Source organism: Streptococcus sp. SK140 (genome assembly GCF_000259525.1).
Classification (GTDB): Bacteria; Bacillota; Bacilli; order Lactobacillales; family Streptococcaceae; genus Streptococcus.
Genome location: NZ_AJML01000030.1, coordinates 1 through 25,432, shown reverse-complemented (window position 1 = coordinate 25,432; position 25,432 = coordinate 1). Strand labels below are relative to the sequence as shown.

Below are 25,432 nucleotides of genomic sequence, written 5' to 3'. Positions count from 1 at the left end.
CTTCTTCGTAGGCCATCCGGTCTAGGCGACGTTTTTGACTCTCTTGTTTTCTGACGCTATCAAGGATTCGATTGCGAAATTTTGTTTTGAAGTAGACGTAGAGTTTCTTTTCTTCTTCCACTAGTTCTGGATGCTTTTCTAGAAGTTCATGGAGACAGATCATGCCTTCTTGGTCCCAATCCTCTTTTTCCCATAGATGGAGATAATAATCTTTTCTACATTTATGAACAATTCCTTTTACCTTTGCATAATACTTCTCAAGCATTTGCTTTCCCCCTTTCTCTGCTTTTAGTTTAGCAGAGAAAGGAGGAAAGAGGGGCTTTGGTTTCTGTCTTGTGTTTTTTCAAGTCCAAAGTGTATCAGGAAGTATGAATACTGACAAGTGAGGGTAAAAAAGACAAAGATTTGAATCCTTGTCTTTTAGCTTATAAACGTATTAGCGAAAGAGATCTACAATGGTATCCCATACAGTCTGAGCCTTTTCTTTAATTTTAGCATCTGAAATAGCTTTTCCTGCTTCATCGACCAGATTTTGTGCTCGTCCACGAATATCTGCTAATATATCATCCGACTGCGTACTAGTATCACTTGTAGTTTGTTTAGGTGTATTTTCTGGTGCAATACCATTCATTTTATAAGCATTTTCAACTGTAAAGGTGCTACCTGGCGTATATGGTAGGATTGTTTCCGCCATACTTCTAAAAATGTGAGCAGCACCATTCGAAGTTGAACCTGCTAAATAGTGATTTTCATCAGTAGTAGGGAAACCAAGCCAGTGACTAATCACTAAATCAGGGGTATAGCCAATCACCCATTGATCACTGGTATATTCTGGGTTAAAGGCTGCCTCTGTTGTTCCTGTTTTTCCAGCCATGACATAATCATCTGGAGACGAACTGACTCCTGTACCATTTGTAAAAGTACCTAACATCATACTGGTCATTTTATCAGCTACCGATTTGTCAACCACTCGTTTTTGAGTATTTTTATGAGTAGCAATCACTTGACCACTAGCATTTTCAATACGGGTGATAAAGTGAGCATCCGGCATGAGTCCTTCATTTGCAAACACTGCGTAGGCTTGGGCCATCTGAAGAGGGTTCGTTTCTACGCCACCACCTAAAGCTACTCCAAGCACACGATCTACATCGCTCATGTTGAGACCAAACTTTTCACCCGCTTCAAAGGCTTTATCAATTCCAAGTTCTTTAACAGTAGCTACTGCAGGTAAATTTAGAGATTTAGCCAAAGCTTGATACATGGGTACTTCTCGTGATGTCTTGATTCCTGCGTAGTTGTCTACTTTATAATCACCATATTGCATGGTATGATTATCCAACTCCTTATTAAGAGACCAACCCGCTTCAACCGCTGGTGTGTACACTATCAAGGGTTTAATAGTCGACCCTGGGCTTCTTTTTGATTGGGTTGCATAGTTAAAATTTCTGAAACCTGTCTTATCATCCCCTGCCACTCGACCAACAACTCCTCGAACTCCACCCGTTTTTGGCTCCAAAGCGACACTACCAGACTCTGCATGTGTCCCATCTTCAGCTGTCGGAAAGAGCGAAGTATTTTGATAGATAACCTGCATATTTGCTTGGTAATTTTGATCTAGCTCCGTATAAATTCGATAACCGTTATTAACGATTTCTTCCTCTGTTAGATTATACTTTTCAATAGCTTCATTAACAACTGCATCAAAATAAGAAGGATAACGGTAGTCTGATATTTTCCCTTCATAACTATCTTTCAATTGAGAAGCCATATCAACACTTGCTGCTTCTGCTTCCTTATTTTTATCAAGGTAGCCGGCAGCCACCATATTTTGTAAGACAGTATCTCTTCGATTAGTTGAATGCTCAATAGAATTCAGAGGATTGTACAATTCTGGGCCTTTAAGCATACCTGCTAAAGTGGCGGCTTCATCAAGAGTTAATTCTGATGCCGAAACTCCAAAGTACTTCTTACTAGCATCCTCAACACCCCAAACTCCATTACCGAAGTAGGCATTGTTCAAATACATGGTTAGAATTTCTTTTTTACTGTATTTTTTGGTTAATTCTAAAGCAAGGAAGAATTCTTTAGCCTTTCTCTGAACAGTTTGGTCTTGTGAAAGATAAGCATTTTTCGCTAACTGTTGGGTAATTGTAGAACCACCACCCGAGCGACCAGCTGTTAGGATAGCTAGGAAAAAGCGACTATAGTTAATTCCGCTATTTTTATAGAAGCTTCTATCTTCTGTCGCAATAACAGCATTCTGCAAATCTTCACTAATTTCCGAAAGTTCAACATAGGTCCCTTTTTGGCCTGACAAGGCACCAGCCTCATTCTCTTCTCTGTCAAAAATCACCGTTCGTGTTTTCAAAGCATTCTGCAAGTCTGTAACATTTGTCGATTTAGCCAAGGCAAATAGATAGACCCCAACAAACAAGCTTGCACTTAGTCCGAGAATTAGAAAGATTTTTGTCAGATGATAGCGACGCCAAAATTTTCGAATGGGGCCGACTTGCCCAACTTTCTTTCGCCCACCTCTTGACCGTCTTAAATTAGTCGAGGTATTTTCTTCATTATTAGCTTCGTCGATTTCTATTTCTTCCATTTCAGCTTCTTCTTTTTTAAATAAAGAAAGAAACTTTTCAAATAATGTATCTAATTTCATGCGTTTATTTTATCATCTTCCCCATAGGATGACAAGAATTTAGCTAGTTTCTCTATCCAAATAATCTATTTTTTGTTACAATATCTGTATGAAATTTACCTTTGTTATTCCTGACTCTCTTCCTGAAATGACTGTCAAAGTCTTCTTGGAAGAACAACTACTCATTCCGAGAAAAATACGGCATTTCTTGAGAATTAAAAAGCACATTCTCATCAATCAAGAAGAAGTCCACTGGCATCAAACTGTCAAATCCGGAGATGAATGTCAACTGATTTTTGATGAGGAGGATTATCCTACAAAAGAAATTGTTTGGGGGAATCCTAATCTTGTCCAAGAAGTCTACCAAGACCAACATTTGATTATCGTTAACAAACCTGAAGGTATGAAGACTCACGGGAATCAACCAGATGAGATTGCTCTTCTCAACCATGTCAGCGCCTATGTAGGTCAAACTTGCTATGTCGTTCATAGACTAGACAAAGAAACAAGTGGACTCGTACTATTTGCTAAAAATCCATTTATACTGCCCATCCTCAATCGATTATTGGAGAAAAAAGAAATCTCCCGCGAATACTGGGCTCTGGTTGAGGGAAAAATAGGAACTAAAGAGCTTGTCTTTCGAGACAAAATCGGTCGCGATCGTCACGATCGTAGAAAACGAGTTGTGGATCAAAAAAATGGTCAATATGCCGAAACTCATGTAACTCGATTGAAACAATTTCAAAACAAAACTAGTCTCGTTCGTTGTCGATTAAAAACAGGGCGAACTCATCAGATTCGGGTTCATCTATCTCACCACGGACATCCAATCCTAGGAGACCCGCTCTACAATCCACACTCAAAAACTAAGAGACTAATGCTTCATGCATTTAAACTTTCCTTTGTCCATCCTCTGACCTTAAACAAATTAAGCTTTACTGCGCTATCAGACACATTTGAAAGAGAATTAAACCAAAATGGATGACACTATCATCCATTTTTTCTTATAGATACAAAAAAAGCAAGACCAGTTAGCCTTGCTTTTATCAACTCAAGAATTATTTAGCAATTTTAGCGAAGTATTCAAGAGTACGTACAAGTTGTGCAGTGTATGACATTTCGTTGTCGTACCATGAAACAACTTTAACCAATTGTTTACCGTCAACGTCAAGAACTTTAGTTTGAGTTGCGTCAAACAATGATCCGTAAGACATACCTACGATATCTGAAGATACGATTGGATCTTCTGTGTAACCGTATGATTCGTTTGAAGCTGCTTTCATAGCTGCGTTCACTTCATCAACAGTAACGTTCTTTTCAAGAACAGCTACCAATTCAGTAACTGATCCAGTTGGAGTTGGAACACGTTGTGCAGATCCGTCAAGTTTACCGTTCAATTCTGGGATTACAAGACCGATAGCTTTAGCAGCACCAGTTGAGTTAGGAACGATGTTTGCTGCACCAGCGCGAGCACGACGAAGGTCACCACCACGGTGTGGTCCGTCAAGGATCATTTGGTCACCAGTGTAAGCGTGGATAGTAGTCATCAATCCTTCTACAACACCAAAGTTGTCTTGAAGAGCTTTAGCCATTGGAGCCAAGCAGTTTGTAGTACATGAAGCACCTGAGATAACTGTTTCAGTACCATCAAGAACATCGTGGTTAGTGTTGAATACAACTGTTTTAACGTCGTTTCCACCAGGAGCAGTGATAACAACTTTCTTAGCTCCACCTGGGTGCAAGTGTTTTTCAGCAGCTGCTTTCTTAGCAAAGAAACCAGTAGCTTCAAGAACGATTTCTACACCGTCGTTAGCCCAGTCGATTTGTTCTGGATCACGTTCAGCAGAAACACGGATGAATTTACCGTTAACTTCAAATCCACCTTCTTTAACTTCCACAGTTCCGTCGAAACGACCTTGAGTTGTGTCATATTTCAACAAGTGTGCAAGCATAACTGGATCTGTAAGGTCGTTGATGCGAGTAACTTCAACACCTTCTACGTTTTGGATACGGCGGAAAGCAAGACGACCGATACGTCCGAAACCGTTAATACCAACTTTAACTACCATTAGTGATTTCCTCCTTATGAAAATCATGAAAATTTTATTGTGAAAAGAGTAACTTGAATCACTACAAATCACCTTTCAACATACCTATTATATAACTATTTGAGTTTAATTGCAAGCGCTGGCCTTGTTTTTCTGATAAGCTTTGGCAATATTTTCATTTCTTTACTTAGCCTTGCAGCCTACTCCAATTCTATGCATTTCTTAATAAAAACATATTCTCTAAGCATAAAAAACCGAGGTTTACCCTCGGTTTTGGCTGATAATTAATTAATTATTTACGGCGTCCTGGTCTTTCTTTGTAACCATAGTAAGCATCTTCGATGATTTCTTGCATATGGTCAACCATTGGAAGACGTGGGTTTGCAGGTGAACATTGGTCTTCATAAGCAAGGAAGGCCAACTCACGTGAATGTTCTTTCCATTCTTTTTCGTCAACACCTTGTGCTTTGAAGTTCATTTCGATACCTACGCGCTCACCGAGTTCGTAAACAGCTTTTGCAAAAGATTCAACCCCTTCTTCTGGTGTAGAAGCTGGAAGTCCAAGCATACGAGCGATATCTTGATATTTCTCGTCTGCACGGTAGTAGTTGTACTTAGGCCATGTAGCTGTCTTAGCTGGGCGAGTACCGTTGTAACGGATAACGTATGGAAGCAAGATTGCATTTGTACGACCATGGATTGTGTGGAATTGCGCACCAATCTTATGGGCCATTGAGTGAGAAATACCTAGGAAGGCATTGGCAAAGGCCATACCAGCGATTGTTGAAGCGTTATGCATTTTCTCACGTGAGTGGAAGTCTGCATTCTTAACTGAGCTTTCAAGGTTTTCGAATACAAGTTTGATGGCTTGAAGAGCAAGTCCGTCAGTATAGTCGCTAGCCATTTGCGATACGTATGCTTCAGTTGCGTGAGTCAATACGTCCATACCAGTATCAGCAGCAACAAATCCAGGCACTGTCAATACCAAGGCAGGGTCTACGATTGCCACAGTTGGTGTCAATGAGTAGTCAGCGATTGGGTATTTACGGTTGTTTGCTTTATCAGAGATAACGGCAAATGGAGTTACTTCAGATCCTGTACCAGATGTAGTTGGGATCGCGATGAATTTAGTCTTCTTACCAAGCAATGGGAATTTGAAGGCACGTTTACGGATATCCATGAATTTTTGTACAAGGTCACGGAAGTCCACTTCTGGTTGCTCGTAGAAGAGCCACATAACTTTAGCAGCATCCATTGGTGATCCACCACCAAGAGCGATGATTGTATCTGGTTTGAAAGAGCGCATAATCTCAGTACCACGTTCAACTGTAGTGATATCTGGATCTGGTTCTACATCTGCAAAGATTTGGTAAACAACCTTATTGCGACGAAGGTCAAGTTGTTCGATGATACGATCAAGGAAACCAAGCTCTACCATAGCATGGTCAGTAACGATCATGACACGCTCAACGTCACGACATTTTTGAAGGTATTGAATTGAATCACGTTCAAAGTATGTTTTTGAAGGAAGTTTCATCCATTGCATGTTATTTCTCCGTCTTCCGACTTTTTTGATGTTCAAGAGGTTAATGGCGCTAACGTTATCCCCAACTGAGTTACGTCCGTAAGAACCACATCCGAGTGTCAATGATGGCAAGAAGGCATTGTAAACGTCCCCGATACCACCGAAAGTAGAAGGTGAGTTACAGATAACACGAATAGCTTTAACAGCTTTACCAAATTCTTTAGTCAATTCTTCATCAGCAGTATGGATGGCAGCTGAGTGCCCAAGACCGTTAAATTCAACCATTTGACGAGCTTTGGCAATACCATCTTCACGACTTTCAGATTTCAAAACTGCGATAACTGGTGACAATTTTTCACGAGTCAATGGCTCGTTTTCACCAACTTCTTTACATTCTGCAGCAAGAATGTTTGTTCCTTCTGGAACAGTAAATCCTGCTTGTTCTGCAATCCAAGTTGCTGGTTTACCAACGATGTCAGCGTTCAATTTTGCACCAGCACAGTTTTTGCTGTTTGCTTTCACTCCGAAGCAGAACTCTTCAAGAAGAGCTTTTTCTTTTTTGTTTACAAAGTAAGTGTGGTAAGATTTGAACTCTGCTACAAATTCATCGTAAATTTCTTTATCAATGATAACCGCTTGTTCAGATGCACAGACCATACCGTTGTCAAATGATTTAGACATTACGATATCGTGAGCAGCTTGGCGGATGTTAGCTGATTTTTCAACATAAGCTGGAACATTTCCGGCACCTACCCCAAGAGCTGGTTTACCACATGAGTATGCCGCTTTAACCATGGCATTACCACCTGTTGCAAGGATAGTTGCAATACCTTCGTGGTTCATCAATGCACTAGTTGCTTCCATAGATGGTTCAGTAATCCACTGTACACAGTTTTCAGGAGCACCTGCTTTAATAGCTGCATCACGCACGATTTGAGCTGCGTGAGCTGATGATTCTTGAGCTGATGGGTGGAATGCAAAGACAATAGGATTACGAGTCTTCAATGAAATCAACGCTTTAAAGATTGCTGTTGAAGTAGGGTTTGTTGTTGGAGTGATCCCACAAACAACACCAACTGGTTCAGCGATAAGAGTCAATCCTGTTACATCATCTTCTTCGATAACACCAACTGTTTTAGTGTGGCGCATGTTGTTTACTACGTGCTCACAAGCAAATAGGTTTTTAGTTGCTTTATCTTCAAATACTCCACGTCCTGTTTCTTCAAACGCATGTAAAGCCAATTCTCCGTGAGCATCAAGTGCTGCAACTGAAGCTTTTGCTACGATATAATCGACTTGATCTTGGTCAAGTTTACGCATTTCTTCAAGGGCAACTAAAGCTTTTTGCACCAAACCATCGACATGCTTTTCAGCAGCGAGTTTCTTTTCTTCTGGTGTTACAGTTTTTTTATCAGCCATATTTTCCTCCATAGCTTTCAAGGATTGTAAGTCCTTTGTTAATTTTTTCACAAGTTTATTATAACTCTTTTTTAAACGTTTGTAAACAGTTTCATAGACATTTCACAAACTTTTTTTATTTGCTTGTGAAAACAATTTCAAATATACCCACACATGCACTTTTTCACTTAAAGTTTGTGAATTATTCCATAAAAGTTTTATTTTTCACAAACTTAGTTGTAAAAGAGTCTTGTAAGCCGTTTTTATTTCCATGTAAGCGCTTTCTGTTGTTCTGAAAGAATACCTCCTTCTAGGAGGAGGTTATTGTGCTTGTTGAAATAAACCTTGTTTGAAGTCCCCTTCATAGACTACTTCTTGTTCGGTAGTCAGTTTTCCTTTTCCTTCAGCTTGGCCATTTACAAAGTCTCCCTCATATAACCAACCTGCTTTAGCTTGGTAGGTACCTTTACCATTGAAGGCACCATTGCTAAATTCTCCAGTATAGGTATCACCGTTTGAGAAGGTAACAGTGCCCTGACCATTCATCTTACCACGAACTAGGCTCCCGTCATAAATAATAGCATCGTTATCCAGCTTAAGAACGCCCTGTTTTGGAAGATTGGTCAGAAATACGAGACCTGCACAGACAATAATGACAATCACTGTCGCAATTTCTAAACGGGGACGTGTTAAATAGACACTATATTTTTCATAGAGTTGTTTTAAATTTTCCATGTTCACTCTCATTTTCTAAGCGACTTAACCAAGCCTGGCAACCAGTTAAAACTCGGTCATAAGTTTCTTCAAAATCACCTGTATACCAGGGATCTGGAACGCTTTCAGATGCAAAAGGCTGTATCTTGTATTGTTGTTCTTGTGGACACATCTGACGCAAATCAGCGAGATTAGACTCATCCATCCCAATGATATAGTCAAAATACTCAAAATCTTTTTTAGAAATTTGTTGGGAAGTTTTTGAAGTATCATAAGGAACGCCATGACTTCGAAAGATGCCTTGCGTCCCTTTGTGGATTGGATTACCGTGTTCCCAGGAAGAAGTCGCTCGACTTTGAATCTCATATTTATCGGTCAGGGATTTCATTACAAATTCCGCCATAGGACTACGACAAATATTGCCAAGACAGACAAAGACAACTTTTTTCATCATTGTTCCTCTCATTTATAGAAAAACGGGAATGCATTCCACCCCGTTTTATTCTTCAATAGCACTGCCTTCTTCGATAACTGCACCTTCAGGTGTGACAGCTTCTTTGACTGGCAAAACTGTTCTAATTGCACCTAATTCGAAAGTCAAGTATACTCCGTCTACATCAAGTACAATCGTTTTGTTTTCAGTATCAACTTCGTCGACTGTACCGTAGAGACCACCGATAGTGATTACTTCGTAGCCTTTTTGAAGTTTGTTGAGGCTCTCCATACGTTTTTCAGCTTGTTTCTTTTGAGAACGTTGCATGAAGAACATCAAGCCGAACATCAAAACAAGCATAATCAAGAATGTTAAATTCCCACCCATTATTTTTTACTCCTTTGTAATTCAGATAAAACTACTATATCAAATTTCACTTGTTTTTACAAGATTGCACCTTGATTTTAGGTCAATAAAAAACCAGAGCAAATGCCCTGATTTTTCTTATTTCAAGTTGTTTACAAGTTCTACTAAGTTTTCAACTGTAAATCCATACTCTGCCAGCACTTTTGATGCTGGGGCAGATGCTCCAAAGGTATCAATACCAAGAACTGCTCCATCAAGACCAACGTATTTGTACCAGTTTTGAGTTGCTCCCATTTCAACTGCTACACGGCGACGAACTGCATTTGGTAGAATCTCTTCTTTGTAGGCTGCATCTTGTGCATCAAATACATCTGTAGATGGCATGCTGACTACGCGAACTTTGCCACCTTGACTTGCCAATTCTTTAGCAGTTGCAACAGCAAGATTAACCTCTGAACCAGTCGCAATCAAAATAGTGTCAAAGTCAATTGCATTTTCATAGACAACATAAGCACCTTTCGCAACCTTGTCAAAGTCTGTTCCTTCTTCAACAGTCAAGTTTTGACGAGTCAAGACAAGAACAGTTGGTGTTTTCTCGCTCTTCACTGCAAGGTACCAAGCTGCTTGAGTTTCACGCGCATCTGCTGGACGGAAAACATTGAGGTTTGGAATCGCACGAAGACCCGCCAAGTGCTCAATTGGTTCATGAGTTGGACCATCTTCTCCGACTGCGATAGAATCGTGGGTGAAGACATAAGTTACAGGAAGACCTTGTAGAGCTGACAATCGAACTGCTGCCTTAAGATAGTCTGAGAATACGAAGAATGTTCCACCATAAACACGAAGTCCACCGTGAAGAGCCATTCCGTTCAAGACAGTACCCATAGCAAATTCACGAACACCAAATTGGATGTTACGATTCAAGCGATTTGCATCGTCTTGAAGGCCATCAGTTTTGATGTAAGTCATATTTGAATGAGCAAGGTCAGCTGATCCACCAAGGAAGGTTGGCAATTTAGCAGCTACTACATTCAAAGCATCCTGGCTTGAGTTACGAGTTGCTTGAGAGAAGCCATTCTCTAAAGCTGGGAAGTCTTCTGGAGTCAATTCAACTGGATCGCGCCCTTCGATGATTGCTTCCACTTCTGCAGCAAGTTCTGGATGAGCTTCTTTATAATCTGCGACTAGTTTTGTCCATGCTTCGTATGCTGATGCACCACGGTCTGCAACATTTTCTTTGAAATCAGCATAAACTTCTGCCGGGATTTCAAATGGTTCGTAGTCCCAACCAAGGGCTTGGCGAGTTGCTGCAGTTTCGTCTGCACCAAGAGGAGCACCGTGTACCGCATTAGTCCCTTGTTTGTTTGGAGAACCATATCCAATAACAGTTTTCACTTCGATCAAAGATGGTTTGCCTGAAGCCTTAGCTTCTTCAATAGCAGCATGAATAGCTTCTAAGTCTGTTCCATCTTCTACCAAGGCTGTATGCCAACCGTAGGCATTGTAACGATCGCGAACACTTTCTGTGAATGAATCTTTTGTCTCACCATCCAAGTTGATATCATTTGAATCATAAAGAACAACCAACTTGTCAAGCTTTTGCAAGCCTGCATAAGAAGCAGCTTCGCTTGAGACACCTTCCATCAAGTCACCATCTCCACAGATAACGTAAGTGTAGTGGTCAAAGATGTTATAACCTTCACGGTTGTACTTAGCTGCAAGGAAACGTTCTGCTTGTGCAAAACCTGTCGCAGTCGCAATCCCTTGTCCTAGAGGACCTGTTGTTGCATCAACCCCTGCTGTATGACCAAATTCTGGGTGACCTGGTGTTTTAGAACCCCATTGACGGAAGTTCTTTACTTCATCCATGCTCACATCTTCAAATCCTGAAAGGTGGAGAAGAGCATAGAGGAGCATTGATCCGTGACCAGCTGAAAGAATAAAACGGTCGCGGTTAATCCAGTTTGGATGAGCTGGATTGATACGAAGTTCTTTAGTGAATAGGCTATATGCCATCGGTGCAGCTCCCATAACCACCCCTGGGTGACCTGAGTTCGCTTTATTGATAGCGTCAATACCTAGAAAACGAATCGCATTAACAGATAGATTTGACATAGAATTTCCTTTCTCTTTGAGGTGATAGGTCTATCACGCATCTTATTTTACTATTATATGAAAAAATATCTAGAATAGCAATAAAACAATTTACTATAAAATGAATCAATCGATTATACTAATTTCTAGTTGCTTGATAGTAAGGTAATAGTTTTTCAAAAGATTTATCTAATTCATCTAAAAACTTGTCTAGAGATTGTCTGTCTGTCACTGGAACATCCGATTTAACTAAAACTTTGCGGACTTCCTGATGGGATAGTTTTTCTCTTAAAATTTGACGATTTTCCTCAGTAGCCTCCATCTTGTGACTTTCTCCATTTGAGTAGACTAGATAGTAAATCCCTTCTGCCACTGGAACTTCTAGGACCTTGGCCTGTTTGTCTAAAGTTTTATCATCCTTCTTACGTTCTATAAAACTCACTTCTAGTGAAACTCCAAAATCAGAAGTGCTTCCATACAAACGAAGGGCCAACATAGGCTCTGTCACTTCTCCCTCACGCTGTAGATAGGCCCAGAAATGCGGTCGCAAACGTTGGGCTTGATTCATCCACTGACTCGTCCCTTGGAGATCCCATTCTGGATGTCTTTCTTGAAAAGCCTTGGCTAAGTGTGTAAAGACCTTTCTGGCCTCCTGCCCCTTGCTCCTCAAATAAAGCATTTTTTCAGCTTCTTGACCTGCCCTCTCGGGTTTTTGATACTGTAAACCAGAGAAAGCTAGATATTCTCTCATTGTATTCAACATAAGATCAACCTCCCTTAGCTAGCAAAAAATCAGGGTGCCCCTGATTTTGCTTTGATTATTCTGTATCAACCACAACGTAACGATTTGGTTCATCACCTTCTGAATAACTAGTGACACCCTCCATACGTGAAATAATACGATGGATGATTTTACGTTCGCTACTAGACATTGGATCAGTCACCTGACTACGCCCCTCTTCTAGGACACGTGTAGCTAATTTCTGTGCATAGCTCTGCAAGACTTCTGCACGGTGCTCTACATAATCATTAACATTGATGGTAATATAGAAGGTTCTTGAATAGCGGTTATAAAGATAATTTTGTGCTAAAAGCTGAAGAGATTTCAAAACCTTACCATGGTAACCGATAATACGGCCCGGTTCATTAGTATCAATTTGCATATTGATAGAACGGCGATTTGAGGTACTTGAAATTGCTCCCTCAACATCCATATCATCAATAATACCTTGAACATAGTTGGTCACTTCTTCGACCACCTGGTCAATATCATAGGTCGGTTCAATCTTCAAACCTAGATTTTCTAAATCATCATTCTGCTCGACTTCTTCCTGCTCTTTAGATTCTTCTGGCAGTAAATCTTTTAGAATGGCAATATGACCAGTCTCCTCTAAAATTGTACTAGCCTCTTTCTCATTTTTTAGAATTTCGGCCTTAACCTCTTCAGAGATCGCTTGTCCTTCTTCCTCGATTTTCTTGATTGCTTCAACAACATGACCTAAGTCTACTGTTGCCTCACTAACAGTCTTAACGGGTTCGTTCTTAGCATTAACTTCCTTTGGAACTCCTTTGACTGCTTGCTGATTTGCCTTCACAACAGTTGTCTCACTAATTGCTTCGATATCAACTTGCGCTGGTTTCTTCCCAAAAAGGCCAAAGAAACCTTTTTTCTCCCTTGAGACAACCTTAATATGCGCCTTCATTCTAGGAATCCCCAATTCCTTCAATCCCGTTTGGATTGCTTCCTCAACAGTTGAACCTGTAAATAATACCATTACAAGATTCCTCCTTACTTTTTCTTTTTCTGTGCTTTCTTGAGAGCTTTTCTCTTCTTGATTTCTAAATCCTTCTTAGCCTGTACTCCCGCCTCACGCTCTGCAATAATCTTGAATGGATTGTTGAGCAGATAGGTTTGGAGCACCTGATAAGCATTGGATACCGCCCAGTATAAGGCAACCCCACTTGGTGAATACATGGCAAAGAAGAAAATCATGACTGGCATTGCATACATCATCCCTGTCATGGCGCCATTTTTCTCAACCATGGCCTTATTGGATAACCAGGTGCTAAGGAAAGTAAAGATAGCTGCCAGAATAGGCAAAACGAAAGTCGTATCAACACCACCAAGGTTAATCCATAAGAAATGACCCGTTTTTAGAAATTCTACCCTACTCAAAGCTTGGAACAAGGCCAACAAGACTGGCATTTGGATTAAGATTGGCCAAAGAGAAGCTGACTGTTTGACACCATGTTGCTTGAACAACTGACGCATTTCTTGGTCCAACTTGGTACGGCTCTCCATATCCCGTCCCGGATAACGTTCTCGCAACTCCTTAACCAGTGGTTGTACTTCTTGCATCTTTCTAGATGCCACCATTTGTATCTGAAAGACTGGTAAAAGAATGGTTCTGATTAGAAGGGTAAATAAAATAATCCCCAGACCAATACTTGTATCAAATGATAAAAAGCGAATGGTTTCAGCAAAAAAATAAACAAATTTACTCCAAAAACCTGTTGATTCAGCTGTAATCTCACTCGTCGTACCACTAGCCGTGCAGGCGCTCATCACAAATAAAGCAAGCACCATTAAGCTAGTCAACTGTAATTTCTTTTTCACTCCCATTTCCTTCCTGGTAAATCTTTGATAACTTTAATACGTGAAGTAGATTTTTTCCCATTTCCGCGTAGTCCAAGATTTCAACACCTTTTCGAGCAATCACAACAAAATCTACATTTTCAACCAACTGATTTTTATGTTCAATCAGAATATGGCGAATTCTTCTCTTGATCTGATTCCTCGTGACAGCGTTTCCTAATTTTTTACTGACAGATAGGCCAACTCGAAAATGCTGTTCAGTATTTTCTAATCGATAAATAACAAATTTACGATTAGCAAAACTCTCCCCTTTTTTAAATATTGCACTAAAATCTTTCTCTTTTTTTACACGAAAGCGTTTTTTCAAAATTCAACTCCATCTATTAAAACTACTACTATTATACCATAATTTTTCAAAAAGCCAATCATAGCAAGGTTTTAGCCCATTTTACAGAATGAAAAAACTGGTTTTATCCTTTAAATCATCTTATTTTTGAACAAATTTACAAATTTGAACATGCTACTTTCTTTATTTTCTCTTGAGATAAAACAAAAGTCACCCTTTGGAGTGACTTTTGTAGGAGATTATTATGAAAAAGTTAGGATTTTAATTAAATAAAGTTAGGAGGTCTTTATTTAATGATAGTAGTATACAGGTCTATCCTTAAATCCAACTTAAAAAGATTCCACTTCTTTTTAATTTTTAAAACTATGGATCGGAGCTGGGATTTGCCCTCCACGTGCAATGAAGTCAACAGACGAGGCACCGTTAACTTTCATGACTGGAGCTGTTCCTAAAAGCCCACCAAACTCAATCATATCGCCTTCTTTTCCTTTTGGAATAATACGTATAGCAGTTGTTTTCATATTGATGACTCCGATAGCAGCTTCATCCGCAATCATTGCTGCAATTGTTTCTGCAGGTGTATCTTCAGGAATGGCAATCATATCCAAACCAACTGAACAGATAGCTGTCATAGCTTCTAGTTTTTCCAAATTAAGGGAGCCATTTTGCACAGCAGCAATCATCCCCTCGTCCTCAGAAACTGGGATAAAGGCACCTGACAAACCACCAACTTGGTTGCAAGCCATAACTCCACCTTTTTTAACTTGGTCGTTCAAGAGAGCCAAGGCAGCAGTCGTTCCATGAGTCCCAACTGTCTCTAACCCCATTTCCTCAAGGACACGGGCTACAGAATCACCCACTGCTGGAGTTGGAGCCAAACTCAGATCAACAATTCCAAAATCAACTCCAAGTCGCTCACTAGCCATTTGACCGACTAATTGACCAATACGGGTAATCTTGAAGGCTGTTTTTTTAACAGTTTCAGCAACAACATCAAAGCTCTGACCACGAACCTTTTCCAAGGCACGTTTAACAACACCTGGACCAGAAACACCGACATTGATGATGACATCTGCTTCACCAACACCATGAAAAGCGCCTGCCATAAAAGGATTGTCCTCTACCGCGTTGGCAAATACAACCAATTTAGCCGCCCCCATATCAGATAAAGAAGCTGTTTCCTTGATAATGCGTCCCATATCCGCTACTGCAGTCATATTGATGCCCGATTTGGTAGAACCGATATTTACAGATGAACACACCTTATCCGTTTCTGCTAAGGCACGAGGAATGGAGTTGATAAGGATTTCATCACCTTTTTGATAACCCTTTTGTACCAAGGCTGAAAAACCACCAATGAAGTCAACACCAATTTTTTTCGCAGCTTTATCCAGTGCTTTAGCTAAGACTACATAATCCGTCGCATCGGTAGCAGCACCAATCAAGGAAATTGGAGTTACAGACACACGTTTATTTACAATAGGAATTCCTAACTCAGCCGCAATTTCATCCCCAACAGCTACTAAATTAGCTGCTTTTGTAGTAATCTTTTCATATATTTTATCCGCAGCACGATTGATATCTGGATCGATACAGTCCAAAAGGGAAATCCCCATGGTAATGGTTCTAATGTCAAAATTTTGCTCCTCAATCATGGCGATTGTTTCGGTAACTTGTCTAATATCCATAAATACCTCCTAGATATTGTACATAGCATCAAAAATAGCCGCACTTTGAATATTGATTTTGACATTCAAAGTCTGACCAAAAACCTCAAATTCGTTTCTAAGATGTGTAAAATCTTGTTTTTCATCACTAGATACCACAGCCATCATAGTAAAGAATTCGTCTAAGACTGTTTGTGAGATATCATCAATATTTAAGCCTAATTCAGCAATTTTTGTCGCAACACCTGCAACAATTCCAGATTTATCTTTACCAACAACAGTAATAATAGCTTTCATGATTAAACTCCATTTCTAACACAGAACGATATCCATTTTGGACAAAAATAAAATGAAAAAGGGGGATAGAGTAACTAAATCACTTAATAGTGAATAATTATCCAAGTTGAAACCCTAAAAAATCTCTTAGGTGATCTTGTACCAGGCTAATATTTTTTACCAAGTCGCTAGTTTAGAACTTAAAACTGATAATATATTGGCTCATAACCTCTTTATAGAATATTTTTGAAAAAATGAACATTGTTGATTTTCTTTTTCAATAGTATAGCATATTTCTTAATAAAATACTCAAAAACGCCTGCTTACGAAATTGTTCTTAAGTAAAAAACAATTTCGTAAACAAGCGTCTACCTTATCATCTTATGATGAGTGTTCCCGCTAGGACATAAGTCCTAGCGGTAGACCAGAGCTAGACTAAGAGCACAAGACTCCATCATCATAACACTCAACAAAATTGATGATTTTATACTAATTCGATGATCGCCATTGGCGCTGCATCACCACGACGTGGTTCAGTTTTAAGGATACGAGTGTATCCACCGTTACGTTCAGCATAACGAGGTGCGATTTCTGAGAACAATTTTTGAAGTGCTGTAGTAGAAGTGTACTTATCAGTTGCTTCATCATAGTTTTCAGATGCGATTTCATTACGTACGAAAGCAGCTGCTTGACGACGTGCATGCAAATCACCACGTTTACCTAGAGTAATCATTTTTTCAACAGTTTTACGGATTTCTTTAGCACGAGCTTCAGTTGTCACGATTGATTCGTTGATCAAAAGGTCAGTTGTCAAATCGCGAAGCATTGCTTTACGTTGTGAGCTAGTGCGTCCTAGTTTACGGTAAGCCATTTATTCCTCCTTTATTTATCTTTTAATCCAAGACCCAAATCAATGAGTTTGACTTTCACTTCTTCCAAACTCTTGCGTCCAAGATTTCTTACTTTCATCATCTCTGCTTCAGATTTTTCTGTCAAATCATGCACAGTGTTGATACCGGCACGTTTCAAACAGTTGTATGAACGCACAGACAAGTCAAGTTCCTCAATCGTACGTTCCAAGATACGGTCGTCCGATTCAGTATCAGCTTCTTTCATCACTTCTGCTGACTTAGCAATCTCTGTAAGATTTGTAAACAAATCAAGGTGCTCTGTCAAGATACGTGCTGAAAGCCCTAAAGCATCTTCTGGAATAATTGTTCCATTAGTCAAGATTTCAAGGGTTAATTTGTCGAAACCATCATTGCTACCTACACGAGCAGGTTCAACTTGATAGTTGACTTTTGTAACTGGTGTATAAATAGAATCTACAGCAAGTGTTCCAACTGGTGCATTATCTTTTTTGTTTTCATCAGCAGGTACATATCCACGACCACTGTTAACAGTCATTGTCGCTTTTAGAGAAGAACCTTCACCGATTGTAAAGAGATAATGATCTGGATTTACAATTTCAATGTCGCTATCTGTCAAGATATCTCCAGCTGTAATTTCAGCAGGACCTTGCACATCTAGTTCAATGATCTTTTCGTCTTTAACGTAAGATTTTACTGCAATACCTTTGATGTTCAGAATGATTTGCATCACGTCTTCGCGAACACCCGGAACTGTATCAAATTCATGCAATACACCTTCGATATTGATAGATGTTACAGCAGCCCCTGGAAGAGAAGCTAGAAGTACACGACGAAGAGAGTTACCAAGTGTTGTACCGTAACCACGTTCAAGCGGTTCGATTACAAACTTGCCATAATCTTTATTTTCATCAATTTTTGTTATATTTGGTTTTTCAAACTCGATCATTTAGTTACTCCCTCTTAAACGAAAAGCAGTGTAAGGTTATGATTATACACGGCGACGTTTTGGAGGACGAGCACCATTGTGTGGCACTGGAGTCACATCACGAATTGCTGTTACTTCAAGACCAGCGGCAGCAAGAGCACGAATAGCTGACTCACGACCAGAACCTGGACCTTTAACAGTAACTTCAACTGACTTAAGACCGTGTTCTTGTGCAGATTTAGCAGCAGCTTCAGAAGCCATTTGAGCAGCAAATGGTGTAGATTTACGAGAACCTTTGAAACCAAGAGCACCAGCTGATGACCAAGCAATTGCATTACCATGCACATCAGTAATCATAACAATAGTGTTATTAAATGTAGCGTGAATATGAGCAATACCAGATTCGATATTCTTTTTCACACGACGTTTACGTGTTGGTTTAGCCAAGACTTTTACCTCCTATATTATTTTTTCTTACCAGCAATCGCAACAGCTTTACCTTTACGAGTGCGAGCGTTGTTTTTAGTGTTTTGTCCACGGACAGGAAGTCCACGACGGTGACGAATACCACGGTATGAACCGATTTCCATCAAACGTTTGATGTTCAAGTTAACTTCACGACGAAGGTCACCTTCAACTTTGATTGCATCCACTTCACGACGGATAGCATCTTCTTGATCTGGTGTAAGATCGCGAACACGTACATCTTCTGAAATTCCAGCAGCTGCCAAGATTTTCTTAGATGTTGGAAGTCCGATACCGTACACATAAGTCAATGAAATTACTACGCGTTTGTCATTTGGAATGTCAACTCCAGCAATACGAGCCATGTTTTCTCCTTTCTATCTTATCCTTGACGTTGTTTGTGTTTTGGATTTGCTGGGCAAATTACCATAACACGACCATTACGACGAATCACTTTACAGTATTCGCAAATTGGTTTGACCGATGGTCTTACTTTCATTTCTTATCCCTCCAAGTTTTTCGATTATTTAAAGCGGTAAGTGATACGTCCACGTGTCAAGTCATATGGACTCATTTCGACAGTAACACGATCTCCCGCTAAAATACGAATATAGTTTTTACGAATTTTACCAGAAACTGTTGCTAAAATCTGATGTCCATTTTCAAGTTCAACCGTAAACATTGCATTCGGCATAGTATCAACTACTTTGCCTTCAACTTCAATCACATCGTCTTTTGCCACGCAAAAGTACCTCCATAAATTTCGATTTGATGCCTCTAGACACAGAGACAACAATTATAAGTCAGACTAACTCAGTATAACATTTGTAGAGACATTTTGCAAGCATGAAAAACGCTTTTATTTCAATTTTGTCAATACTTTTTCGATATCTGCAAATACATCATTGATATCTTGATTACCTTCGATATCATGCACCAAACCTTTAGCACGATAATGTGCAATAATCGGTTCACCTTGGGCAATATTAACATCCAAACGACGTTTTACTGTTTCAGGTTTGTCATCTTCACGTTGGTAATAATCTTCTTCTTTGTAGTCAACTGGTGGATTGAAAACTTTGTGGAAAGTTTCGCCAGTTTCACGGTGAATGATACGACCACTCAAACGCTCCAAAAGACAATCTGGATTTACTTCGATGTTAATAACACCTTCAAGCTCAATCCCTAATTCAGCTAAAGTTTTATCCAAGGCATGAGCTTGTTCAATTGTACGTGGGTACCCGTCCAACAAGAAACCAGTTTCTTTAATGTCATCTTGTGAGAGACGCTCTTTCACGATACCATTTGTAACTTCATCTGGAACCAACTCGCCTTTGTCGATATAAGACTTAGCTAAGACACCCATTTCAGTTTGGTTAGCCATTGCCGCGCGGAACATATCACCTGTTGAGATATGAGCAACATGAAATTGTTCAACAATTTTTGCTGCCTGTGTACCCTTACCTGCACCAGGTAAGCCCATAATCAAAAGATTCATGATTCAAACTCCTTTTTTGTTTTTAAATAGAAGCAAAAATTCATTTCAACTCCTATTTAAAAACAAAATAGAAGAGAGGAGATAAAAATCTGACAAGGTCTTTGATTTTTAAACTCCACTCTCTGAGCAATAGTGAATTTTCTTTTCTATTACAATTATTCTGTTGTATTCATGAAACCAACATACTTACGTTTCAATAAATAACCTTCCAATTGTTTAATTCCTTCAATACCTGTTGAGATAATGATCAAAAGACTTGTTCCCCCAAAAGCAACGACTTCTGAAAGACCGAATAAATCCTTAGCTACAATAGGTAAAATAGAAATGACACCTAGGAAGAGGGAACCGACTGTTGCGAGACGACGAAGAAGTTTTGACATATACTCTTCTGTCCCTTTACCAGGACGGACACCGTGGATATAAGCACCGCTCTTTTGCAAATTTTCTGCTGCCTTCTCTGGATTAATCTGTACAAATGTATAGAAGAATGTAAAGAGGATAATCAACAGAGCGTACAAAGCGATACCTGTAGGGGCTGTTGTAGATAGCAACTCCTGAGCACTACGTACCCAGGCCCAATCAAGACCAGATGCACTTACAAATTGTAAAATTGCCGCTGGTGCTGCAGTAATCGAGCTAGCAAAGATAACTGGAATAACTCCTGCAGGGTTAATCTTCAATGGAAGATAGGAACTTGACGGTGCTCCTTGTGCTACCTTGGTATACTGAATTGGTATCTTATATTCAGCTTGTTGAACATAAGTTGTAAAGTAAACAATCAATAAGACTGCTACAATTAAGATAGCAACAAAAATGAGGGATGAAGTCAAGCGACTGCTTGGTACATTGACAAAGTAGTCAACATAGATACCCTTGATCATATCAGGAATTGAAGCAACAATCCCTGCAAAGATGATCATGGAAACACCATTCCCATAACCCTTATCAGTAATTTGCTCTCCCAACCAAGTTACAATCATACTACCCGCTGTTAGGATTGCTCCAATCACAAGGAAAACTTGTGGTGTTAAAGGAACAGTCAAAAGTTTGGCTCCAGATAAAGCATTAAAACCAGCAGTAATTCCGATAGATTGCACGAATGCAAGAACAAGGGCAATATATCGCGTTGCCTGGTTCAATTTTCTACGACCAACTTCCCCTTGTTTGCCCCACTCTACAAACTTTGGTAATAAATCCATTTGTAAGAGTTGGACAACGATAGAAGCAGTAATGTATGGACTAACACCAAGTGCAAAAACTGAAAAGTTTTTCATGGCATTACCAGACACCAAACTTAACATATTTAGAAAAGATAGACCACTCAAAGCATTCAAGCTATTGGCATTCACCCATGGAACCGTAATGCTAGTCCCGATACGGAAGACAAAGACGATAAAAATTGTAAAAAGAATTTTTGATCGAACTTGCTTGACTTTGAAGGCTTCTCTCAATAATTTAAAAAACATAGGTCACCTCTCTTAGATGACTTCTACTGAACCACCTTTAGCAGTGATAGCTTCTTCAGCTGATTTAGAGAATTTAGCTGCTTTTACAGACAATTTCTTAGTCAACTCACCGTTACCTAGAATTTTGATACCTGATTTTTCAGCTTTAACAATTCCTGATTCAATAAGAACAACTGGAGTTACTTCTGCACCATCTTCAAAGACGTTCAATTGGTCAAGGTTAACAATTGCGTATTCTTTAGCGTTGATGTTAGTGAATCCACGTTTTGGAAGACGACGGAACAATGGAGTTTGTCCACCTTCAAAACCAAGACGTACTCCGCCACCGCTACGAGCTTTTTGACCTTTTTGACCACGACCAGATGTTTTACCGTTACCTGATGAAGTACCACGACCAACACGGTTACGAGTTTTACGAGAACCTTCTGCAGGTTTCAATTCATGAAGTTTCATTATATATTTTCTCCTCTTTTGTAAAATGCTAGCGCCGATAAGAGAGAAAAGGTTGTCTCTCCTATCAACTCGCCTATACGTTTGTCATCAAAGATGACTATATCTAGTTTTAGGGGATGGTATACTGCACATCCCCTAAAATTTAATTAGTTTACTTCTTCAACTGTTACCAAGTGAGATACTGCAGTAATCATACCACGTACTGCTGGGTTATCTTCTTTAATAACAGAGCTGTTCAATTTGCCAAGTCCAAGTGCTACAACAGTTTTACGTTGTGATGGAATGCGTCCGATTGGAGACTTAGTCAAAGTAATTTTAATTTGAGCCATTTTATCCCCTTTCTTATGCCAAATCAGAAACTGAAATACCACGAAGGGCAGCAACTTCTTCAGCGCGTTTCAATTGTTTCAAACCTTCAACAGTTGCGCGAACAATGTTGATTGGAGTATTTGAGCCAAGAGATTTAGATGTAACATCAGCTACACCTGCCAACTCGATAACGGCACGAACAGCACCACCAGCGGCAACTCCAGAACCTTCTACAGCTGGTTTCAACAATACTTTAGCTCCACCGAATTCTGAAATAACTTCGTGTGGGATTGTTGTTCCAACCATAGGAACTTCGATCAAGTTTTTCTTAGCATCTTCTACTGCTTTGCGGATTGCTTCTGGAACTTCTTGAGCTTTACCAGTACCAAATCCTACGCGACCGTTGTGGTCACCAACGACTACAAGAGCTGCAAAACGAAGACGACGTCCACCTTTAACAACTTTAGTAACACGGTTAACAGCAACTACGCGTTCTTCTAATTCAACTGCATTGTCTTTAAATGCCATTTTCTAGTGTCCTCCTATTAGAATTTCAATCCGTTTTCACGAGCTGCATCAGCCAAAGCTTTCACACGTCCGTGATATAGATATCCACCGCGGTCGAACACCACTTCTGAAATACCTTTAGCGTTTGCACGTTCTGCAACGAGTTTACCGACAGCAACGGCTTGTTCAGTTTTTGTTCCTTTTGAAACTTCTTTGTCAAGAGTTGAAGCACTTGCGAGCGTTACACCCGCTACGTCATCAATAACTTGAGCGTAGATGCCTGTATTAGAACGGAATACGTTCAAACGTGGGCGATCAGCAGTTCCAGAGAGTTTTCCGCGAACGCGACGGTGGCGTTTTTGGCGGAGTTTGTTTTTATCTGGTTTAGAAATCACAGTTTTCACCTCTTTAGTTTTAAATCGTGTGCTATGCACAAAGTTGGAAATGATATTGGTGGCTGAAAATCAACCACTCAATATTATTTACCTGTTTTACCTTCTTTAAGACGAACATATTCGCCAACGTAACGGATACCTTTACCTTTGTAAGGTTCTGGTGAACGAAGGCTACGTACGTAAGCAGCTGTTTGACCAACTACTTCTTTTGAAATTCCGCTAACAACGATTGTTGTTGGGTTTGGAAGTTCAAAAGTAATTCCTTCTGGAGCTTCAACTTCGTCTGGATGTGATTTACCAACAGCCAAAACAAGTTTTGATCCTTGAAGTTGTGCACGGTAACCAACCCCACGCATTTCAAGTTGTTTCTTGAATCCTTCTGATACACCAATAACCATGTTGTTCAAAAGAGCACGAGTAGTTCCGTGGATAGTTTTCATTTCTTTTGAATCGTTTGGACGGTGAAGAGTTACTTCAGTACCTTCCACACGAATCTCAATATCTTTTGAGAACTCACGAGTAAGTTCTCCTTTAGGTCCTTTTACAGTTACAACGTTGTCATTGTTAGTGATTTCAACACCAGCAGGCAACACGATAACTTTATTACCAATACGTGACATGTTTTTATTCTCCTGTTAAATTGTCAGGCCAGAACGGCCAGTTTTCACGGGGTTAAATCGATTTCTCGATTAAAGGAACATTTAGGTTTCAATTTCAAAGTGAATCTAGCATCGTCTCGCAGGCATAACTTTGGGTTAGGCTAGAGACGATAACGAAGAGTCACAAAGAAATTGGGAGCTAAATATTACCAAACGTAAGCGATAACTTCTCCACCAACGTTCTTTTGGCGTGCTTCTTTATCAGTAAGCAAACCTTCAGAAGTTGAAAGGATAGCAATTCCAAGACCGTTAAGTACTTTTGGAAGGTCTTCACGTTTTTTGTAGACACGAAGTCCTGGTTTAGAAACACGTTTCAAGTTTGTGATAACTTTTTCACCGTTTGGTCCGTATTTAAGGAATACACGGATGATGCCTTGTTTGTCATCTTCGATGATTTCTACGTTCTTAACAAAACCTTCGCGTTTAAGGATTTCTGCAATCCCTTTTTTGATGTTTGATGCAGGTACTTCAAGTACTTCGTGTTTTGCTTGGTTAGCGTTACGAATACGAGTTAGGAAGTCTGCGATTGGGTCAGTCATAACCATTTTATTTTTCTCCTCTTACTAGTAGTTTGCAAGTTGCACTTGCTAGTTAATGATTGAGCTGGGCTCAGATAGTATTGACACATTCAAACAAGATAACTCTCATTTGAACACGAGCTACAACCTGGGCAAAAAAGATAGATTTGTCTTGGAGCATCGCTCTTGCACCAAATCTCCTATTTTTGCTATGGTTGTTACGCTCTTTGTATCATGATATTACCAAGATGCTTTTGTTACACCAGGGATTTGACCTTTATATGCCAATTCACGGAAGCAAACACGGCAAAGTTTAAACTTGCGGTAAACTGAGTGTGGACGTCCACAACGTTCACAGCGAGTGTATGCTTGAGTAGAGAACTTCGCTGGGCGTTTGTTCTTAGCAATCATAGATTTTTTAGCCATTAGTTATACCTCCTATATTATTTTGCAAAAGGCATTCCAAGGCCTGTAAGCAATGCACGTGACTCTTCGTCAGTGTTAGCAGTAGTTACGATAACGATGTCAAGACCACGAGTTTTGTCAACGTCATCAAAGTTGATTTCTGGGAAGATCAATTGTTCTTTCACACCAAGTGTGTAGTTTCCGCGTCCATCAAATGATTTTGTTGGAACACCATGGAAGTCACGCACACGTGGAAGTGAAACTGAAACCAATTTATCCAAGAATTCGTACATACGTTCACCACGAAGGGTAACTTTTGCACCGATCGCAACACCTTCACGAAGACGGAAGCCGGCGATTGATTTTTTAGCTTTAGTGATAAGTGGTTTTTGACCTGAGATAAGCGCCAATTCTTCAGCAGCTTTTTCAAGGCTTTTAGCGTTTGATACAGCTTCACCAACACCCATGTTCAAAACGATCTTATCTACTTTAGGCACAGCCATCACTGATGAGTAGTTGAATTGTTCTGTCAAAGCAGGAACTACTTCATTAAGATATTTTTCTTTTAAACGATTTGCCATTATACTTCTCCTTTCCTTCGTGATTAATCAAGCACTTCGCCTGATTTTTTGTTGTAGCGAACTTTTTTACCGTCTACAAATTTGTAACCAACACGACCAGCTACACCGTTTTTGTCCAAAACTTGAACGTTTGATACGTGGATAGCTGCTTCCTTCTCGATGATACCACCTTGAGGAAGTTCGTTAGTTGGACGTTGGTGTTTCTTAACGATGTTAACACCTTCAACGATAACTTTGTTTACTTTTGGAAGGGCAGTAAGGACAACAGCTTCTGT

General features: G+C 39.8%; 31 protein-coding genes and 1 pseudogene. 1 reads left to right on the top strand and 31 read right to left on the bottom strand.

All coding sequences use genetic code 11. The features are described 5' to 3' along the window. A pseudogene (locus HMPREF1116_RS08580) lies at nt 1-265 on the bottom strand (sigma-70 family RNA polymerase sigma factor); the annotation flags it as partial. Nucleotides 266-436: 171 nt separating this feature from the next. Beyond that, the gene (gene pbp2a, locus HMPREF1116_RS08575; RefSeq protein WP_000762770.1) at nt 437-2,662 is read right to left on the bottom strand and encodes a penicillin-binding protein PBP2A; all 2,226 of its coding nucleotides are present in this window, start codon (nt 2,660-2,662) and stop codon (nt 437-439) included. Nucleotides 2,663-2,750: 88 nt separating this feature from the next. Between pbp2a and HMPREF1116_RS08570 the strand changes: the two genes are divergently transcribed. Then, nucleotides 2,751-3,626 carry an RluA family pseudouridine synthase gene (locus HMPREF1116_RS08570; RefSeq protein WP_007555508.1) on the top strand — a complete coding sequence of 292 codons (876 nt, stop codon included), beginning with the start codon at nt 2,751-2,753 and terminating at the stop codon, nt 3,624-3,626. Nucleotides 3,627-3,699: 73 nt separating this feature from the next. On the opposite strand, the gene gap is transcribed toward HMPREF1116_RS08570, so the two are convergent. The 29 genes from gap to rplX form a co-directional block, all read right to left on the bottom strand. After that, nucleotides 3,700-4,710 carry a type I glyceraldehyde-3-phosphate dehydrogenase gene (gap, locus tag HMPREF1116_RS08565; protein WP_000260668.1) on the bottom strand — a complete coding sequence of 337 codons (1,011 nt, stop codon included), beginning with the start codon at nt 4,708-4,710 and terminating at the stop codon, nt 3,700-3,702. Nucleotides 4,711-4,981: 271 nt separating this feature from the next. Further along, a complete protein-coding gene (gene adhE / locus HMPREF1116_RS08560) occupies nt 4,982-7,633 on the bottom strand; it encodes a bifunctional acetaldehyde-CoA/alcohol dehydrogenase (protein ID WP_000763948.1) in 2,652 nt (883 codons plus the stop codon). A gap of 300 nt (nt 7,634-7,933) precedes the next feature. Beyond that, nucleotides 7,934-8,347 carry an MORN repeat-containing protein gene (locus tag HMPREF1116_RS08555; RefSeq protein WP_000429327.1) on the bottom strand — a complete coding sequence of 138 codons (414 nt, stop codon included), beginning with the start codon at nt 8,345-8,347 and terminating at the stop codon, nt 7,934-7,936. Then, nucleotides 8,322-8,777: a low molecular weight protein-tyrosine-phosphatase gene (locus HMPREF1116_RS08550; protein WP_025171293.1), complete on the bottom strand. Its 456-nt coding sequence runs from the start codon at nt 8,775-8,777 to the stop codon at nt 8,322-8,324. The genes HMPREF1116_RS08555 and HMPREF1116_RS08550 overlap by 26 nt, the downstream gene beginning before the upstream one ends. Before the next feature lie 48 nt (nt 8,778-8,825). Next, the gene (gene yajC / locus HMPREF1116_RS08545; protein ID WP_000509386.1) at nt 8,826-9,146 is read right to left on the bottom strand and encodes a preprotein translocase subunit YajC; all 321 of its coding nucleotides are present in this window, start codon (nt 9,144-9,146) and stop codon (nt 8,826-8,828) included. A 117-nt stretch (nt 9,147-9,263) separates the two neighbouring features. Beyond that, on the bottom strand, nt 9,264-11,240 hold the full coding sequence (tkt, locus tag HMPREF1116_RS08540; RefSeq protein ID WP_000067845.1) for a transketolase: 1,977 nt from the start codon (nt 11,238-11,240) through the stop codon (nt 9,264-9,266). 118 nt (nt 11,241-11,358) lie between these two features. After that, nucleotides 11,359-11,982: a hypothetical protein gene (locus HMPREF1116_RS08535; RefSeq protein WP_000935396.1), complete on the bottom strand. Its 624-nt coding sequence runs from the start codon at nt 11,980-11,982 to the stop codon at nt 11,359-11,361. Nucleotides 11,983-12,037: 55 nt separating this feature from the next. Next, complete coding sequence (gene jag / locus HMPREF1116_RS08530; protein ID WP_000242600.1) at nt 12,038-12,994, bottom strand: RNA-binding cell elongation regulator Jag/EloR; 957 nt, start codon at nt 12,992-12,994, stop codon at nt 12,038-12,040. A gap of 14 nt (nt 12,995-13,008) precedes the next feature. Further along, nucleotides 13,009-13,836 carry a YidC/Oxa1 family membrane protein insertase gene (locus tag HMPREF1116_RS08525; protein WP_000728106.1) on the bottom strand — a complete coding sequence of 276 codons (828 nt, stop codon included), beginning with the start codon at nt 13,834-13,836 and terminating at the stop codon, nt 13,009-13,011. Beyond that, entirely contained in the window at nt 13,811-14,182 is a 372-nt protein-coding gene (rnpA, locus tag HMPREF1116_RS08520; RefSeq protein WP_000745629.1) for a ribonuclease P protein component, read from the bottom strand. The genes HMPREF1116_RS08525 and rnpA overlap by 26 nt, the downstream gene beginning before the upstream one ends. Nucleotides 14,183-14,511: 329 nt before the next feature. Beyond that, complete coding sequence (locus HMPREF1116_RS08515; RefSeq protein WP_000354886.1) at nt 14,512-15,849, bottom strand: PFL family protein; 1,338 nt, start codon at nt 15,847-15,849, stop codon at nt 14,512-14,514. Between the two features lie 9 nt (nt 15,850-15,858). Further along, nucleotides 15,859-16,125 carry an ACT domain-containing protein gene (locus HMPREF1116_RS08510; protein WP_000644115.1) on the bottom strand — a complete coding sequence of 89 codons (267 nt, stop codon included), beginning with the start codon at nt 16,123-16,125 and terminating at the stop codon, nt 15,859-15,861. Between the two features lie 463 nt (nt 16,126-16,588). After that, entirely contained in the window at nt 16,589-16,975 is a 387-nt protein-coding gene (rplQ, locus tag HMPREF1116_RS08505; RefSeq protein WP_000331493.1) for a 50S ribosomal protein L17, read from the bottom strand. A gap of 11 nt (nt 16,976-16,986) precedes the next feature. Further along, nucleotides 16,987-17,922 carry a DNA-directed RNA polymerase subunit alpha gene (locus HMPREF1116_RS08500; RefSeq protein WP_000568996.1) on the bottom strand — a complete coding sequence of 312 codons (936 nt, stop codon included), beginning with the start codon at nt 17,920-17,922 and terminating at the stop codon, nt 16,987-16,989. A 42-nt stretch (nt 17,923-17,964) separates the two neighbouring features. After that, complete coding sequence (gene rpsK, locus HMPREF1116_RS08495; protein WP_001118385.1) at nt 17,965-18,348, bottom strand: 30S ribosomal protein S11; 384 nt, start codon at nt 18,346-18,348, stop codon at nt 17,965-17,967. A 17-nt stretch (nt 18,349-18,365) separates the two neighbouring features. Then, nucleotides 18,366-18,731 carry a 30S ribosomal protein S13 gene (gene rpsM, locus HMPREF1116_RS08490; protein WP_000090783.1) on the bottom strand — a complete coding sequence of 122 codons (366 nt, stop codon included), beginning with the start codon at nt 18,729-18,731 and terminating at the stop codon, nt 18,366-18,368. 17 nt (nt 18,732-18,748) lie between these two features. After that, nucleotides 18,749-18,865: a 50S ribosomal protein L36 gene (gene rpmJ / locus HMPREF1116_RS08485; protein ID WP_001808836.1), complete on the bottom strand. Its 117-nt coding sequence runs from the start codon at nt 18,863-18,865 to the stop codon at nt 18,749-18,751. A gap of 24 nt (nt 18,866-18,889) precedes the next feature. Then, nucleotides 18,890-19,108 carry a translation initiation factor IF-1 gene (gene infA, locus HMPREF1116_RS08480; protein ID WP_001029883.1) on the bottom strand — a complete coding sequence of 73 codons (219 nt, stop codon included), beginning with the start codon at nt 19,106-19,108 and terminating at the stop codon, nt 18,890-18,892. Between the two features lie 117 nt (nt 19,109-19,225). Next, nucleotides 19,226-19,864, bottom strand: a complete 639-nt coding sequence (locus HMPREF1116_RS08475; protein WP_001050432.1) for an adenylate kinase — start codon at nt 19,862-19,864, stop codon at nt 19,226-19,228. Between the two features lie 155 nt (nt 19,865-20,019). After that, the gene (gene secY / locus HMPREF1116_RS08470) at nt 20,020-21,330 is read right to left on the bottom strand and encodes a preprotein translocase subunit SecY (RefSeq protein WP_000465391.1); all 1,311 of its coding nucleotides are present in this window, start codon (nt 21,328-21,330) and stop codon (nt 20,020-20,022) included. Nucleotides 21,331-21,342: 12 nt separating this feature from the next. Continuing rightward, nucleotides 21,343-21,783: a 50S ribosomal protein L15 gene (gene rplO, locus HMPREF1116_RS08465; RefSeq protein ID WP_000766079.1), complete on the bottom strand. Its 441-nt coding sequence runs from the start codon at nt 21,781-21,783 to the stop codon at nt 21,343-21,345. 146 nt (nt 21,784-21,929) lie between these two features. Next, nucleotides 21,930-22,112, bottom strand: coding sequence for a 50S ribosomal protein L30 (gene rpmD / locus HMPREF1116_RS08460; RefSeq protein ID WP_000057243.1), 183 nt, complete (start codon nt 22,110-22,112; stop codon nt 21,930-21,932). A 13-nt stretch (nt 22,113-22,125) separates the two neighbouring features. Further along, nucleotides 22,126-22,620, bottom strand: coding sequence for a 30S ribosomal protein S5 (rpsE, locus tag HMPREF1116_RS08455; RefSeq protein WP_000874203.1), 495 nt, complete (start codon nt 22,618-22,620; stop codon nt 22,126-22,128). 17 nt (nt 22,621-22,637) lie between these two features. Next, entirely contained in the window at nt 22,638-22,994 is a 357-nt protein-coding gene (gene rplR / locus HMPREF1116_RS08450) for a 50S ribosomal protein L18 (RefSeq protein WP_000624044.1), read from the bottom strand. Nucleotides 22,995-23,077: 83 nt separating this feature from the next. Further along, entirely contained in the window at nt 23,078-23,614 is a 537-nt protein-coding gene (rplF, locus tag HMPREF1116_RS08445) for a 50S ribosomal protein L6 (RefSeq protein WP_000086625.1), read from the bottom strand. A gap of 185 nt (nt 23,615-23,799) precedes the next feature. Beyond that, nucleotides 23,800-24,198: a 30S ribosomal protein S8 gene (rpsH, locus tag HMPREF1116_RS08440; RefSeq protein ID WP_000245504.1), complete on the bottom strand. Its 399-nt coding sequence runs from the start codon at nt 24,196-24,198 to the stop codon at nt 23,800-23,802. A gap of 213 nt (nt 24,199-24,411) precedes the next feature. After that, nucleotides 24,412-24,597, bottom strand: a complete 186-nt coding sequence (locus HMPREF1116_RS08435; protein ID WP_001085699.1) for a type Z 30S ribosomal protein S14 — start codon at nt 24,595-24,597, stop codon at nt 24,412-24,414. A 17-nt stretch (nt 24,598-24,614) separates the two neighbouring features. After that, nucleotides 24,615-25,157 (bottom strand): 50S ribosomal protein L5, encoded by a 543-nt coding sequence (gene rplE / locus HMPREF1116_RS08430; protein ID WP_000013542.1) that lies wholly within the window; start codon nt 25,155-25,157, stop codon nt 24,615-24,617. A 23-nt stretch (nt 25,158-25,180) separates the two neighbouring features. Further along, on the bottom strand, nt 25,181-25,432 hold a 252-nt coding region (rplX, locus tag HMPREF1116_RS08425; RefSeq protein WP_000316092.1), incomplete at its 5' end, for a 50S ribosomal protein L24.